The organism is Fodinibius sp., assembly GCF_041642155.1.
In the GTDB taxonomy this organism is placed as follows: Bacteria; Bacteroidota; Rhodothermia; order Balneolales; family Balneolaceae; genus Fodinibius.
Window position 1 is genome coordinate 1 of the sequence record NZ_JBEPWZ010000043.1, and the last position, 16,816, is coordinate 16,816.

Here is a 16,816-nt window from a genome sequence, read left to right on the forward strand (position 1 = left end):
AGATTCCCTCAGGTGGCAGGAGATGACTTCGGTTGAAGACCTGCATGCTTTATACCCGGAGAGAATACAACTGGTGTTCGATCATTTGGACCTGGGTAGGGAGGGACTGGAGAAGGTAACCCAGGCCTATGAAAGCGGGAATACCCTTAAGGCGGGCAAGGAGTTGCTGGCATACTACAGGAGTTCAAAGGGCAAGGAGATAGTATCCGGCGAAGCGGCTCCGGTTTCAGATAAGACCGTTCCCGCAGCAGATTCCATCGTTAACGACATTATTACGATCCAGGGAGTACCCGACCGGGTCCCACGAACGGAAGAGGGGCATCTGGAATGGGGGCATACCGGTCCCGCTGATGACATGGAGTATGCCTGGCTTCACAACCGGCACAGTACGGTCGGTACACTGCTGGAGGCCTGGAAAAATACCGGAAACCCACGCTATGCCCGCTATATCGACCACTATATCAAGGACTGGATTATCAGCAGTTGGCCTTATCCGGAAGTCAAAAGTTCAACCGCCATGTGGAGGGGGCTTGAAGTGACGGGAAGGGTTAGAAACTGGATGCCGGCCTTCTTTCATTTAATAGATACCGGTTATCTTTCCCCGGCTACACAGCTGCTTATCCTGAGCAGCTTGCCTGAACATGCTCACTATCTCCGGAATTTCCATGCGCAGGGAAACTGGCTGACCATGGAAATTTCGGGACTGGCTACCGTAGCTGCGTACTGGCCCGAATTTGGGAAGTCATCAGACTGGCTTGCGTATTCCATTGATACGATGGCGGCCAGTATGAAGGAGCAGGTCTATCCCGACGGGGTTCAGGCCGAGCTTACCTCGCATTACCACGAGGTAGCACTGAGAAATTTTAGTCAGTTTGTAGAGATCTGCAAGTCGGCAAACGTGAGCCTGCCTGATTCTTATCTCGAGACGCTTGAAGACATGTGGCATTACCTGGCTGCGACGATGCGTCCCGATGGACACGGGATTCTCAACAACGATTCTGATCTGGATGATAACCGCAAAGGTATTAAAGAGGCCGCCTCGCGCTACCAGCGCCAGGATTGGGAATATATCGCTTCAAACGGTCAAATGGGTATGGAGCCTGAGGGGGGACCGTCCTTCCTCTTTCCCTGGGCGGGGCACCTGGTATCCAGGAGCGGCTACGAAGAGGATGCCCACTGGTCATTTTTTGACATGGGTCCCTGGGGAATCGGTCATCAGCATAACGACAAACTGCACCTTTCCGTTGCAGCATTTGGCCGCGATATGCTGGTGGATGCCGGGAGGTTTGCCTATCGCGGGAAGGTGGCGGACAGGTTCCGGGAATATGCCAAAAGCAGCGCAAGCCATAACCTCGTTCTCATCGACGGGAAGGGGCAGGGATCCGGTCCGGAACGGGCAACCGAGCCGGTTGCGAGCGACAAGGTGAAAATAACTGACGATTTTGATTACGCATCTGCATCATTTGACCACTTTAATGATCTGGAGGGGGAAGCAGAGCACAGCCGGTCGCTGTTTTATGTGAGAGGAGCATTCTGGATTGTTGCAGATCACATAACAACCGATCGTCCCCGTACCATTGAAACACTGTGGCACTGGCACCCGGAGATATCGGTTCGGGAAAAAGAGCAGGACATCGTGTTATCCGACCACCCGCGTGGAAACCTGCAGGTAATACCTGTTGGCAAAACCAATGGGAATATAGAACTTATTAAAGGCCGGGATGAGCCTGAAGTACAGGGCTGGTACAGCAGGGAATACAACAGATACGAACCCAATACGGCGACGATCTACAGCCGCCGGGTGGAATCGGACGACACCTTTGTATGGCTTCTCTATCCCTCCAGGGAAGCCGCTCCCAAAGTAGAGGCCGAGGTTCTTTTTCAGGATGCTGATGGGGTTGAAGTCAGCGTATCCGTCCCCGGCCGGGGGAGCTGGAAGGTCTATGTTCCTTTTCTTAATGGTGGGGAGGCGAGACTGGAGATTCTTGCTGATGATTAGATATGTGTAAAATTTTACCCGGGGAATCCGGGTTAGGCGTTTTGATTTAGGGTATTAGTATTAATAGTAAAATAAAAAGATAACCACGTTAACCAGATACAATAATAATATATAATATGCAGATTAGATGCTGTTACAAACATGTATGGTTTAGCAGACTCATGCTATCGCTGTTTTGTCTTTTTATCGTTTCACAACCGGCCTTTACCCAGAGTCCAGCCGGGGAACAACCGTCAGATATGGAGGTGCTCAGGGATCGATTCACTGGTGAGCTACTGGCTCCGGAGGTAAACGAGGAGGAGATCCGGGATCTGGTCGCTTCGATCCGGGGGGATGGGAGCTGGCCCGATATCAATTATAAAGATACGTCCAGAACAGCTTTTGAACACAGCCGGCATTTGAGCAACATGGTTGAACTGGGAAGAGCGTATAAAAAGCCGGGATCGGCTTATCACGGCGATCCGGAAGTTAAAGAAGCTGTCCATTCCTCCCTCGATTTCTGGCTGAAGCATGATTTTATCTGTGAAAACTGGTGGTGGAATCAAATAGGGACGCCGGAGCGGATCGGGAACCTTTTGCTGATCATGGACGAGGAGCTCTCCGATGAACAGAAGCGAAAAGCGGACCCCATCGTCGGACGCGCCAACCTGGATGCCTGGGGGGCGCGTCCCGGGGGAGACCTGATAAAAATTGCAGGTATCCTGGGCAAGCACGGCATATTTAAAAGAGACCACAATATACTTGATGAAGCATTAAACGCGATTGCCGGGGAAATTGGTTTTGCCGTTAAACGGGGAGATACCTCGGATATGCGGGGCCTTCAAACCGACTTTAGTTTTCATCACCGGCATGATCGGGTAACTTCCACCTTGACGTACGGACAAGGGTTTGCAGGCTACTTCGTTGACTGGGCGGAGAAGGTGAGGGGCACCTCCTTCCGTTTCCCGGACAGGGCTATCGAACTTATGGTAGACTTTTACCTCGACGGCATTTGCAAGGCGATGGCCTACGGTCGTTATCCCGATCCGGGCGCTAAAAACAGGGGGATTACGAGAAGGGGAGCACTCACACCCTACAGCGCGGAAGTGCCCGAAAAGTTGCTGCGGGTGACTTCCTACCGGGAGAACGAGCTGGAGACTATTGCCCGGATCCGCAGAGGCGAGGAGGAGCCCGGGCTGCGGAGCAGCCGGTTTTTCTGGCATACGGAGTATTACAGCCACCAGCGTCCCGATTATTTTGCCTCCGTACGCATGTATTCCTTGCGCAACCACAATATGGAAGTCCCCTATAACGGGGAAGGATTGAAAAACCACCACCTGGGTGATGGATACACCTTTATCACCCGAACGGGGGACGAGTATACCCATATTTTCCCGGTGTGGGACTGGCAGAAGGTTCCGGGGACTACGGTGCTTCAGAAACCCTCGCTGCCGGATCCCGGGGAAGTGCAGCAGGCGGGACTGACCGCCTTCGTGGGTGGCGTAACCGACGGCCTGTATGGAGCCGCGGCCTTTGACTTTGAGAGTCCCATCGATCCGCTTTCGGCTCGTAAATCCTGGTTCTTTTTTGATGATGAAATTGTCAGTATAGGCGCTGGCATTACCTCTGATTCGGAACATCCGGTTGCTACCACGCTGAACCAGAGTTTGTTAAAGGGGAAGGTTGTTTCAGGATCAGGGGGCGAGAGCGGTGAAGAGGTACATCCGCGGGGGACGCACGCTCTGAGGGAAATAGATTGGGTGCATCACGATAAAACAGCTTACCTCTTTCCGGAGCCGGTGGAGTTGTATCTGGAAAACAGCCGGCGCAGCGGTTCGTGGTACGACATTAACAACCAGATTTGGGCGAAGAGGTTAGGGGAGGTGCAGAAGGATGTCTTTACGCTTTGGCTTGATCACGGGGTTGCTCCGGGGCAGGTCGGTTATGCGTATATTGTGGTCCCCGGGATCGAAGCCGCTGAGGTGGAAGAGTACAGGGAACGGTCCGCCGTTAATATATTAACCAATACTTCAAGGATTCAGGCGGTGCGGCACGGGGAACTCAATATCAGCCAGGTGGTCTTTTACGAGGCGGGAGAAATCCAAATAGCCGAAGGCGTCAGACTGTCCGTCGATCATCCCGGCATGGTTATGGTTAAAACGTCCGGAGGACGCGTGAAAGAGATCACTGTTTCTGATCCCGGCCGGCAACAGGATTCATTTCGCCTGCAGGTGACAGCCCGGTTCGAGGACGGCGATAACAAGCGGGCAAAAGTAACCTGGAATGAAGAGGAAGGGTATTCGGTGATCGAGGTCGAGTTGCCCGACGGGGAGTATGCCGGACAAAGTGTTACCGTGAAATAGGGGTGAGATTTCTTTTGGACTGATGAAGGTGCTTTCAGCTTAGTGGTGTCCTCCCAGGATGATACATTGGAAGTATCTTTCCTGTAGTTGTGCCGTCAGGGAATCCCAAAACACGGATGTCTTCGAGACCTGGTTAATCTGAAGACTAATTTGTGTCTGCCGAGTATTCTAACAACCAAGAGGCAACAGAAAATGCCATAGGCCTGTTGGACGGGCCCGATAATAACGCCACCAGAGTTTGGTGGGACGCCAAGCCCCTGGCTGACTACCCGGTTCCGACCGACCCGCCGGATTAGACGGTATAATGGTATCCATTTTGGTGATGGAAAGTTGAAATCGAAAAATGTCAAATGGTGTATATTGCGTAATGCGAAGCCTGTCGAAAGGGCCTTTGGAGGCTTGACGGATAACTATTTTAGTCAAGGAAGATTGGGTGATATTTTTGCATGAATAGTTAAATGTTATAGAAAATTAATTTTTAATTTTTCAAAAATTCACAAAAATATTTGCTTTTCATATTGATTTGGTTAATGTTATAAAAAATCGGGATAAAGTCGGATCAATATAAATGCTAAATGTTAAACACGTTCGATAAGGAAGAAAGATACAGCATGGACCGGGAATTATGGCAGGGGCTTCAGGACGGACAAAAGCAAGCTGTATCTCAGTTATTTGATAAATATTATCAAAGGCTGTATAACTATGGCATGCGATTAACCTCTGCCCGGGAAGAGATGGTTCGTGATTCCATACAGGTGCTTTTTTTTAAACTATGGAAGTACCGTCAAACGTTGAATCAGGCCGAATCCGTGAAAGCTTATCTTTTATCTTCGCTCCGGAGAATTCTGTTGCAGAAATTGCGCCAGGAAAAAGCGCGGTCGGAACGCAATTATAAGTTTATCGAGATCCAGTTAAATGCCGTACCAAACATTGAAGAGAAAATTTTCGGCCTTGAACGTTATGAGCAGCTAAACAGCCGAATCAAACAGGTTTGCCAGGCGTTGTCATCCCGACAGAACGAGATCCTTTTGCTGCGGTACGATCACGGTCTTTCGAACCGGGAAATATCCGAGGTCTTGGGGATCAATTACCAAACCGTCCGTAATCACCTGACCCGAGCCCTCCGCAATATACGGGAGGAATTGGGAGAGGTGATTTCACTCGATCAATAGCATTTTTTATTCCCTTCTAAGGTAAGCCGCCGGGATAGCTATGCTGCATCTTTTCCCCGGGAAAATTCTTTGGCATAAAGCCTCCAATCCCATTATGGGGGTATTTCGGGTAGTATCCCATTTAGTCTGAAATATTATTTCTTTTATCCGGAATATTGTCAAATTATCCTATCAATTGACAGGCATCCCCAAATTTTTTTAAGAAAAACTGGTACAACCGTTGTTTGGTCAAGTCTATACTGGTGAGGATGGGTGAGAAATTGCAAAAAAAATAATTTTCAGGAATACGTAGTGGCTCAATATTCAAATATCGAAGATTTACTGGCAGATGATTCGTTTGTCCGCTGGATATCCCACTCAGCAACTGAGAAAGAGCAGATGTATTGGGAACAGTGGATGGCCGAAGATCCCGCCCGCGAGATGATGGTCCAGGAAGCGAAAAAGCTGCACCAGTCTATTTATTATGACCCGTTTGATGTACCTTATGTGAAAAACGAGCTGGCTGAACTGGAGAAAACCATCAGCCAATATGAGACTTCCCGAGTGCCAACTGAGCGATTTTCTCGTTGCAAAAGCCATCATGCGTATTACGGGATGCGCGTGGCTGCCGTCCTGGTGTTGGCAATCGTGACGGGCTGGGGGATATATGCCGGGCTTCCCCAATCCAAGCCTGATAAAACGGAAAACAATATTGAATGGGTTGTAAGCGAGACAGAATTCGGGGAGAAACGGGCCCTGCAGCTAACAGACGGGTCAAAAATTATTTTAAATGCCGATTCCCGGCTGAGGTACCCCCAACGTCATGCCGGCGATGAGCTTCAGGTATGGTTAGAGGGGGAAGCCTATTTTGACATCATCCACAAAACCGGAGCAGATCGCCGTCAGTTTACGGTGCATACAAAGGATGGAGATGTCCGGGTATTGGGTACGAAATTCAATGTTAACACGCGTAAGAAGCAGACAGAAGTGGTGTTGGAAGATGGAGAAGTAGAAATTGAAAAGACAGATTCCAGCCAGTCTAAATCCATTTCGCATATCATGAAACCAGGTGAGATGGTCCGTTTCGACAGCCATCGAAACCGGATTGACGTGAAGACCATAAATCCATCGTTATATACATCATGGACCGAGGATCAGTTGGTGTTTGAAAGGACCCCGCTGTATGAGATTGCCAATGACATTGAAACGATTTATGGACTGGAGGTGCGTATTGCTTCGTCTGAACTTGGAGAAATGCTGGTTTCAGGGTCTGTATCAAACGATAATTTGCCGGTGTTGCTGGCTTCGTTGTCCCGGTTGCTTGACGTCGATATAGATCGACAGGAAGAGCAGATACTTATTACAGATTGAAAAATTAGCCATTAAAATTTTCACAGAATTTATGGGGTTAAATAAAATGAAAAATATGGAGGGAATACAGATTATGAAAAAGAATGCGATAGGTATCATCCTGCTAATGATCTGCTTTTTGCCGGTTACGCTAATAGGTGGACAGGTAAAAAAAGATTTTGCACAGAATGACATACAAATGCTTGTTAAAGGCGACGAAATGCAAGTTACGTTAGAAGAATCGCTGGATAAGATTGAAGAAAAATTTGACGTAAATATCCTTTTTCGCCCCCAACAAGTGCGTAACAAATATGTATCCAGACAGAATTCCCTTTCTGATAGTTTGGCTTCAGAACTGGAAGAAATGCTGACGCCGCTTAATATGACCTTTGAACAGGTAAATTCGAAGAATTTTATTATCTACGATAAAAATGAGCTGGATTTGGAAGAGGTAGTTCAAGAGACAATCACGGGAGAAGTAACGGATGCCCAGTCGGGAGAGACACTGCCGGGGGTAAATGTAATGGTCAAAGGAACGACAACCGGTACTTCCACGGATAGTGATGGCTCATTTGAGTTAACAGTAGAGTCGCTACAAGATACGCTGATATTTTCTTTTGTGGGTTATCAGACTCAGGAGATGCCTATTAATGGAAGAACTGAGATTGATGTTCTGCTGCAGTCACAGGCAGTGACGGGTGATGAACTTGTCGTAACAGCATTTGGGATTGAAAGAGAGACTCGGCAAATAAGTTACTCCAGTCAGGATGTCGGAGGTGAAGATCTTGAGTCAGTTGGTAATTCTAATGTTGTAAATAGCCTGCAGGGAAAGATTGCAGGTGTTACCATCAGACAAACTTCGGGCGCACCTGGAAGCAGCCATGATATTACTATCAGGGGTTCCCGTTCTTTATTGGGGGGGAATGAGCCGCTATATGTAATCGATGGACTTCCCGTTTCAGGTGGTTCAAGAGCTATTGATATTAACCCCAGTGATATCGAGTCCTTGAATGTGTTAAAAGGGCCTACTGCATCGGCACTCTATGGACTAAGAGCATCAAATGGTGCTATTGTTATTCAGACTAAAATGGGAGAAGGAGCTCCGGATGCCGGACCGTTAATTAGTTTTGAAAGCAATTACAGTATTGAAGAGATTTCTATGCTTCCTGAAACCCAAACCACTTATATGCAGGGAGAGAATGGAGAATTTAATCCATATTCTGCTCATTCCTGGGGACCGAGGATAGACACCATCGGTACGTATACCAATCAACTTGGTGAAGAAGAAGTAGCGGCTGTTTATGATAATGATAAAGCGTTTTTTCAAACAGGAGGAATTTCAAATTCAAATTTGAGTATTTCCAACGCTCTTGAAAAAGGTAATTATGCCATTAGCCTGGGATACACAGATCAGGAGGGTATCATTAGAACTACAGGTTTGCAACGCATGAATGTGAAACTTGCTGGAAATTATGACCTGCTTGACAACTTCAGTGTAAGTACCTCAATAAATTATATTAATACTCAGGTGGATGAACAGCCCACAGGGAGTGGTTCTAACTGGTGGGCTGCTTTTGCCGTACCTGTTTCTTATGATCTTGCCGGAAAGCCCATACATGAATCAGGGAATCAGTACAAACAAATTAACTTTAGGGGATCACACGACAATCTTTTTTGGATGACCAGGTATAATAATAGAGATAACAATACTTCGAGGATTTTAGGTAACGTGAATTTTAATTATGAGCCTATTGACTGGCTTTCTATAAATTACCGTCTCGGAATAGACGAATATTCCACTAATATCAAGTCAGTGCTTGAACTTGGTTCAGGACCAGGCCGAACTGATCCGCCGAGTGGAGGGTCACTAAGTAATTACATGCAGAAACACCGGCAAATAAATTCAAACCTGATGGTTACCCTGAACCGGAATATTAGCGAGAATTTCAATACGGAATTTACCGCAGGTAGTGAATTTTATGATATACGTACTACAAATATCACAGGCTCGGGTAATGACTTTGTAATCGGAGGATTTCACCACATATCAAATGCAGCATCTCAAAGCACCGGTGAGAGCCTTACCCGGAGACGTGTAGTTGGTTTTTACGGCAACCTGGAATTTTCTTGGCAAAATGCGATCTATGTGAATGCCACAGGAAGGAACGATATAGTATCCAATATGCCGAGCGGGAACAGATCGTTCTTCTATCCTTCGATAGGAACGGGTATTGTATTCACGGATCTTATGGATATTCCTGAAAACTTACTGAACTTCGGAAAGTTGAGGGCGAGTGTGGCAGAAGTAGGACAAGCTGGGCCTGTACATTCCTCTCAGACGATATTTAATGCGGGAGGCGCTACTGGAGGATTTTCCTGGCCTTATGAAGGATTAAATGCTTTCTCTAAAAGTGGTGCGTTAAACTCTTCTGATTTAAGGACCGAGAATACAACAACCGTTGAAGTCGGAGCGGATTTACGGTTTTTTGAAGGAAGACTAGGACTGGATTACACCTTCTATGATTCCAGGGCAGATGGTCAAATATACCGGGTTCCCATCGCTGTATCCACCGGCTATAGCAGTGAGTTAAGAAATGCCGGGGAAATGAGTGTTCGGGGACATGAGATAGTTATGAATGTAAATCCGGTAGAAACAACGCATATTAACTGGGACTTTACAACGAACTTCACCACGTATGTCAATAAAGTTGAAGAATTGGCAGAAGGGATCGAGGAACTTGAGCTTGGAGGATTCAGAACAACTCAAGTTGCAATCGAAGGCGAAGAATACCCATCTTTAAGAGGTACGGGATATGCAAGGGATCCCGGAAGTGGTGAAATAGTAGTTGATGGAAGAGAATTTTTACCCAGTGGTGATCCCAATCCTACCTATGGAATGCCATTACGGGCGCCTAATGAAGTGATATTGGGGACAGCACAACCAGATTTCGAGGTTGGATTCATAAACAGGTTTTCCTATAACAACTTCACTTTATCTGCCCAGGTAGATTGGCGTCGGGGGGGACAGTTTTCCTCTGGTCAAAATAGACTCGGAAGGTTGTATGGAGTAAATATAGAAACAGAAAACAGAGAGGAAGATTATATACACCCGGGTAAAAAAGGATACTATCAGGATGGAGAATTAGTAGTAGAAGGAGATAATGATATCACCATACAGCGGGGGCAAAGATTCTGGCAGAGCAATCAGGACCCCATTAATGAATCAAATGTCTTTGATGCTACCTATGTAAGGTTACGGGAAATCAAGCTCTCATACAATTTGCCTAATTCCTTTCTGGATAAATTTGGTATGAGGTCTGCTACGGTGTATTTAGTCGGCAGAAATCTGTGGACAGAGGCCGCTGTACCGCATTTTGATCCAGAAATGTTTAATAACAGCGCTACTGAGTCATATAACAGTTATCCGCAGACTAAAGGTTTTGGAGGAGGAATTCAGATTGATTTATAGGAAAACAAATTGAAAAGATTAACCAAAAAAAGATTGTCATGAAAAATATAGACTGGACGAAGTATTTAGCACTTAGTCTACTCATGTGCTCGTTTATTGTATCATGCGATGAAACCACGATGGATAGCATTAATGAAAATCCAAATTCACCTACAGAGGTGACGATTTCCCTGCTATTGCCACAGACTACCATTAGTACCATACATGGTGTGGCAGGAAATGGAGCGGGAGAATACGCATCCCTTTTTGTCGAACATGCGGCAAATGTACATATAAATGAGAGACAGCCGTTCGATGTTAACAGCAATGTCTGGAATAGTGTCTATTATACTTTAAAAGACGCCAAAGAGATTATTGAATTAGGCTCGGAAGGAGGTAGACAAGAAGGACATTATGTAGAAGTGGGTATCGCAAAGATCCTCTACGCCTATACGCTCAGTGTAGGCACCGATTTTTTCGACGATATGCCCCACACTGAGGCACTGCAGGGCAGTGAAAACCGGTCACCAGCCTTCGATAGCCAGCAGGAGATTTATACCTTTCTGCAGGATTATCTTGACGAAGCAATTGCCGATTTGGACAGAGGCACGCTGGGCAACCCCGAAAACACCGATTTGATATTTAAGGGTGATACGGGAATGTGGAAGAAAACCGCCTACGCTCTGAAAGCCCGCTTATATAATCGCCTGAGCAATATAAATCCACAGGAATCTGCAGAAGATGCACTGGATGCACTGGACAATGCTTTTGTTTCAGAGAATGAAAACTTCATTTTTGACGGATATCTTTCGGGTTCGACCAATGACAATCCCTGGGCAGAATGGCAAAAGGTGGAAGACGGTTATGCTGTAAGTGAAACCATTCTTGAGGTTTTGAATGGCTTTACTGAGCCTGGATTCACGGACCCCAGGGCGGAACTGTGGTTTACCCAAATTGATGGTGAATATATAGGGGCACCTCCGGGGCAAGCAGAATCCGATCTGACTCATTCCACTTATTCTGCGCCCTCCGATGAAACCGTCTTGTATGATGAGGCACCTCAACCCATGCTTACTTATGATGAAATGAAGTTTATCGAAGCAGAAGCCCAACTGCGTTTGGGTAACAGATCGGAAGCAAGCAATGCCTATGAGGAAGCGGTAAGAGTGGCGCTAAGCAGGGCCGGTGTATCGCAGGCGGATATCAGCGCTTATGTTAGCCAGGGAGGAGTATTCCCGGGTGAGAATGATCTGGAACTGGACCACATTATCCGCCAAAAGTATATCTCTTTCTGGATGTTCCAGTCGTTGGAAGCGTATAATGACATCAGGCGAACAGCTATCCTTGAAATGAACGACCCCAGAGGATTACCTCTCAGGTTAGCCTATCCCCCTTCAGAAGTAAATAGAAATCCGAATACGCCCTCCGATATTAATGATATCACTATATACGAAATACCGGTTTGGTGGGCTGAGTCCTAGCTACCTATTTAAATGTTTTTGTTTGAAATATCATCCCGCAAATTGTGCTCTCACGGAATGTTATCCATTTTTAAAACAATTATAATTTAACCATCTAAAAGCATAACTGTGAATAACTCCAGCCTTTATCTGCTCTTCGCCCTTACTCTATTGTTGTTTCAATGTTCATCTTCCGATGAAGAAAACAGTGATGACGTACATCAGGATCTTCGCTACAGCGAAGGAGAAGTAATAAACGAAAAAGCTGACGGCTACCGGGGCATCTGGTATATGAATCAGCCCCTGGACAATAAGTACAAGTATAAGTATAGTGGAGGTCTTGCGACCTATACAGCCAAACATAATCCGTTTGCCATTTACCGGGAGGAGGTGGACAAAACCTTTTTTACGTACGGGGGGACTGATGAGGAGAATTCTACGTTGTTGCACATGGTCTCATACTACGACCACGAGACCGGGGAGGTGGCTCGCCCAACAATCGTGCTTGACAAAAAAACCACCGACGCCCATGATAATCCGGTGTTGAATATTGATGATGATGGATACATTTATATTCTTTCCACTTCCCACGGCACCTCACGTCCCTCCTATATCAGCAGAAGTAAACGTCCCTATGACATCGACGAGTTTGAAAAAGTCGGAGCCACCAAGCTGGAGGATGGAGAGCGGGTTCCTATGGACAATTTTTCATATGTGCAAAGCTGGTATCTGCCCGAGCAGGGATTTGTCACCTTTTTCACGCGCTATGGGTATCCGGCTGATCGCACCATCTGTTTCATGACCAGTTCCGACGGGGAAAGCTGGTCGGAGTGGAAGCGCATTGCAGCCATAAAAAAAGGACATTATCAGATCAGTTCTATGGGAGATGACGTAGCTGGATCGGCTTTTAATTTTCATCCTGATACCGAAGAAAAAAGAGGGTTGAACTGGCGGACGAACCTGTATTACGTGGAAACCCGTGATTTTGGAGAAAGCTGGCAGGCTGCCGATGGCAGTCCTCTTGAGCTACCGCTCACTGAAATTGAAAACCCCGCTTTGGTCCATGACTATGAAAGCAAGGATCTGAACGTATACATGAAAGATATCAACTACGATCAAGATAACCGGCCGATTATTCTCTACGTAACCTCCAAAGGGTATGAGGCAGGCCCTCAAAACGATCCGCGGACTTGGCATACGGCACGCTGGACAGGCGAAGATTGGGTAATTAACGATATTACGACTTCGGATAATAACTATGACATGGGTTCCCTGTATATCGAAGATGACGGCATCTGGCGTATTATCGCTCCTACGGAGACTGGTCCTCAGCCCTATAACCCCGGAGGTGAAGTGGCAATGTGGGAGAGCCGTGATCAGGGGCAATCCTGGCGGAAGGTCAAAGAACTTACCGGCGGAAGCAACTTTAACCATACCTATGTGAGAAGACCGGTATCGGCTCATCCGGAATTTTACGGAATCTGGGCGGACGGGCACGGGCGGCAACCCTCAAAATCCAATTTGTACTTCAGCAACAAAGAGGGAATGGTATTCCAGCTGCCTGAAATAATGCGGCAAGAGATAGAAAAACCTGTACCATTAAAATGAATTGTTTTATAGTTTTTATTTTGAAGAATCTCATTGACAGGAGTACAAATAGATCTGATTCAGTGTACAGCTGTTTTTTTAGAGCGGACTATCTAAATAAACAGTTAACTAATAATCAATTGTAGCAGAATGATAAAAAAAATCATATTGTCTTTAATTGTTGGATGGATGTGTGGTTTTAGTGCCTCTGCCCAAGATTCAACAGATCTTCAAGATTCTAAAACCCCAAATGAAATACTTGATAACCAAAAGTTCGATGGCTACCGAGGCATCTGGTGGCGCCATCCGCCGATGGAGGACCGCCCCCATTCTCCCAGCTATGGATCACAGGATTTTAAATACTCCGGACCTCTTTCGTTTGCATGGCCCCATACAGTGGCACCAATGGCAATCCACGCTCCGGAGGTAAACAAGACATTCTTTGTGTACGGCGGCGATACAGGTCCCCAAAATCGCTACCTGTTGGCTATGATTTCTTACTATGATCATGATAAACACCTCGTGCCCAAACCCACTGTTGTACGGGATCAACGGGGGGTGGATGATCCACACGATAACCCCAGTATTACCATCGACAGCGAGGGATATATTTGGGTGTTTATCGCCGGAAGGGGACGCCATAGACCAGGTCAGATTTACCGTAGCAACGAACCTTATTCAATTGAATCTTTCGAACAAATCATCGAGCGAGAGCAGACTTATTCACAGATCTGGCAAGTACCCGAAAAGGGTTTCTTCCATCTGCTGACGCTCTACACCAGCGGGCGGGAGTTGTATTGGGAGACTAACAGCGATGGCAAGGACTGGAGCCCCGAGCCGGCTGATGAGCTTCAGAAACTGGCAGGTTTCGGCGGACATTACCAGGTAAGCCGGGTGCGTGGTGATACCATCGGAACGGCTTTTAATTATCACCCCGACGGCAATGTTGATCGGCGTACCAATCTGTACTATTTGCAGACCACCGACTTTGGGAAAACCTGGACAACGGCCGACGGTACTCCGGTAGAAACACCGCTGGATAACCGCTACAACGCAGCTTTGATCCATGACTATGAAGCCCAGGGTAAAAACGCCTACCCCAACCAACTGCTGTTTGACAAAAATGGCCATCCTGTGATTTTGCATATCACTGCTTTTGGAGCCGCACCTGTACTTTACAATGCTCCCCGGGCCTGGAAGGTTACCCGCTGGACGGGTGAGGAATGGGTGGATCAGTATGTGACGGTTTCAGACCATGCCTATGATGAAGGTGCATTTTATATACACGAGGACCGGTGGAGCCTGATTGCACCAGCTCTGCCCGGACCGCAGTCCGGTTTTAACGGGGGAGAAATTGGGGTATTCGAAACCACCGACCCGGGAAATCCTGAAAATGATTGGTGGCAACTGAAGCGACAGGTAACACGTGAGAGTCCGTTTAATCATGGGTATGTACGCCGGCCTCATAATCCTGTTGATCCTTTTTTTGCTGTTTGGGCTGATGCCAATTCCAAAGAGAATTCCATTTCACGGATATATTTTACTAACTCAAGGGGAGATAGGTTATATATGTTACCTTATGAGATGAAGGATGATTATGCCGAACCGATATTAGTTAACCCACCTGTACCGCCAGAAGGTGAAAATACAATAAATTATTATAGGTAGTCATGTCACTACCGCTCTTAGCCTTATTAGCCTTCCTGCCGATTCTGCTGGCCGGAATTCTGTTGGTGGGATTACGCTGGCCGGCCAAAATAGCGATGCCGGTTGTGTTGGCCATCACCATTGTAATTGCTTTTTTTGTCTGGGATTTTTCGGCCCTGCATATTATAGCATCGACGATCGAAGGACTGTTTATCACTTTCGATATCCTCTATATTATTTTTGGAGCTATCCTGCTGCTTAACCTGCTGAAGTATTCGGGGGGCATAGGGGTCATCCGGGAGAGCTTTGCGGAGATCAGTCCGGACCGCCGGGTACAGGTCATCATTATCGCCTGGCTGTTCGGGTCGTTCCTGGAGGGGGCGGCGGGATTCGGAACACCAGCCGCTATCGTGGCGCCGCTGCTGCTGGCGCTGGGATATCCCGCCCTGGCCGCGGTGATGCTGGGATTGATGGTTCAGAGTACTGCCGTAACCTTCGGAGCGGTAGGCACGCCCATCCTTATCGGGGTTCAAGCAGGATTGCAAAGTCCCGAGCTGGAATCTCAGCTGGCAATGGCCGATGCCTCAATCATGGATTACCTTTCAGTCGTGACCTCCCATGCCGCTTTGTTACACGCGGTTACGGGGACTCTGATGCCCACCTTTATGGCGGTGATGATGACCCGCTTTTTTGGGAAAAACAAATCATGGAAAGAAGGACTCTCGATTTTCCCCTTTGCCCTTTTTGGTGGATTGGCATTTACGGTACCTTACGCATTAACCGGGGTTTTCCTGGGACCGGAATTTCCTTCTCTTCTGGGATCGCTTGTGGGATTGCCTGTTGTAATGTATGCAGCTAACCGCGGCTTCCTCATCCCTGAGAAAAGCTGGCAGTTTATGTCCCCCGAAAAGTGGCCATCCCACTGGATGGGCACCATGAAGGTAGACACCCGGCAAGAAAGCCGTAGCCCTGACCTTTCCCTGACCAGGGCCTGGCTGCCGTACGTACTGATGGCCCTGCTGCTGGTGGCAAGTCGCCTGCCTCAGCTTCCTCTGAAAAACGCCCTGTCAAATGTAGCCATAGAATGGGAACAGATTATCGGTACGGCTATTTCGGCCTCCAGCACCCCCCTGTACCTGCCGGGGACGATCCTGCTTTTGGCTGGTCTCTTTGCCGTTTTTATCCACAGGATGAATCTTACGGAGGTGAAATCGGCATTTTCGGAAAGTACGAATATGCTTCTCGGGGCCGGGTTCGTGTTGGTTTTTACCATACCTATGGTTCGCATCTATATCAACTCGGGAATGAATGAACTCGGGCTGGAAAGTATGCCCATCGTTATGGCCGATTGGGTGGCTACGAATGTGGGACGGATATATCCCCTTTTCGCCTCCGCTATCGGGGCTCTCGGGGCATTTATCGCCGGAAGTAATACCATCAGCAATCTCATGTTCAGCTTATTTCAGTTTGGAATTGCTGAAAACCTGGCGATGCCCACGAGTCTGATGGTTGCATTGGGCGCCGTCGGGGCCGCGGCGGGAAATATGATCGCCATTCATAATGTGGTTGCGGCATCGGCAACCGTAGGCTACCTGGGGAAGGAGGGGGATGTGATGCGATTGACCATAATTCCTACGCTCTATTACATCCTGATGGTGGGGATCCTGGGGGTCATCGCTATCGAAATATTTCATTACACGGATCTACTGATGTAGATGTAGGGGTAATAAGATTATATGGATTGCAGGCAACGTCTGACCGCAACCAGCGATGCTGCCGGCGGGACAAGTTAAATACTACTATATGTTTGATGATTTTTTCGATCAATCGGG

General features: G+C 47.4%; 10 protein-coding genes. All 10 read left to right on the forward strand.

Annotation, left to right across the window (positions count from 1 at the left end; translation table 11 throughout):
- On the forward strand, positions 1-1,999 hold a 1,999-nt coding region (locus ACESLU_RS04520; RefSeq protein WP_372635757.1), incomplete at its 5' end, for an alginate lyase family protein.
- 161 nt (positions 2,000-2,160) lie between these two features.
- Positions 2,161-4,341, forward strand: a complete 2,181-nt coding sequence (locus tag ACESLU_RS04525; RefSeq protein ID WP_372635760.1) for a polysaccharide lyase family 8 super-sandwich domain-containing protein — start codon at positions 2,161-2,163, stop codon at positions 4,339-4,341.
- Positions 4,342-4,493: 152 nt separating this feature from the next.
- On the forward strand, positions 4,494-4,637 hold the full coding sequence (locus ACESLU_RS04530) for a hypothetical protein (RefSeq protein WP_372635764.1): 144 nt from the start codon (positions 4,494-4,496) through the stop codon (positions 4,635-4,637).
- A 315-nt stretch (positions 4,638-4,952) separates the two neighbouring features.
- Positions 4,953-5,513 (forward strand): RNA polymerase sigma factor, encoded by a 561-nt coding sequence (locus tag ACESLU_RS04535; RefSeq protein ID WP_372635767.1) that lies wholly within the window; start codon positions 4,953-4,955, stop codon positions 5,511-5,513.
- A gap of 252 nt (positions 5,514-5,765) precedes the next feature.
- Positions 5,766-6,863 (forward strand): FecR family protein, encoded by a 1,098-nt coding sequence (locus tag ACESLU_RS04540; RefSeq protein ID WP_372635770.1) that lies wholly within the window; start codon positions 5,766-5,768, stop codon positions 6,861-6,863.
- Between the two features lie 31 nt (positions 6,864-6,894).
- Positions 6,895-10,311, forward strand: coding sequence for a SusC/RagA family TonB-linked outer membrane protein (locus tag ACESLU_RS04545; RefSeq protein ID WP_372635773.1), 3,417 nt, complete (start codon positions 6,895-6,897; stop codon positions 10,309-10,311).
- Between the two features lie 38 nt (positions 10,312-10,349).
- A complete protein-coding gene (locus ACESLU_RS04550; RefSeq protein WP_372635775.1) occupies positions 10,350-11,771 on the forward strand; it encodes a SusD/RagB family nutrient-binding outer membrane lipoprotein in 1,422 nt (473 codons plus the stop codon).
- Between the two features lie 108 nt (positions 11,772-11,879).
- Complete coding sequence (locus ACESLU_RS04555) at positions 11,880-13,358, forward strand: BNR-4 repeat-containing protein (RefSeq protein WP_372635778.1); 1,479 nt, start codon at positions 11,880-11,882, stop codon at positions 13,356-13,358.
- Positions 13,359-13,742: 384 nt separating this feature from the next.
- Positions 13,743-15,005 (forward strand): BNR-4 repeat-containing protein, encoded by a 1,263-nt coding sequence (locus ACESLU_RS04560; RefSeq protein WP_372635782.1) that lies wholly within the window; start codon positions 13,743-13,745, stop codon positions 15,003-15,005.
- A gap of 2 nt (positions 15,006-15,007) precedes the next feature.
- Positions 15,008-16,699: an L-lactate permease gene (locus ACESLU_RS04565; RefSeq protein WP_372635785.1), complete on the forward strand. Its 1,692-nt coding sequence runs from the start codon at positions 15,008-15,010 to the stop codon at positions 16,697-16,699.
- The last annotated feature ends 117 nt before the right edge of the window (positions 16,700-16,816 follow it).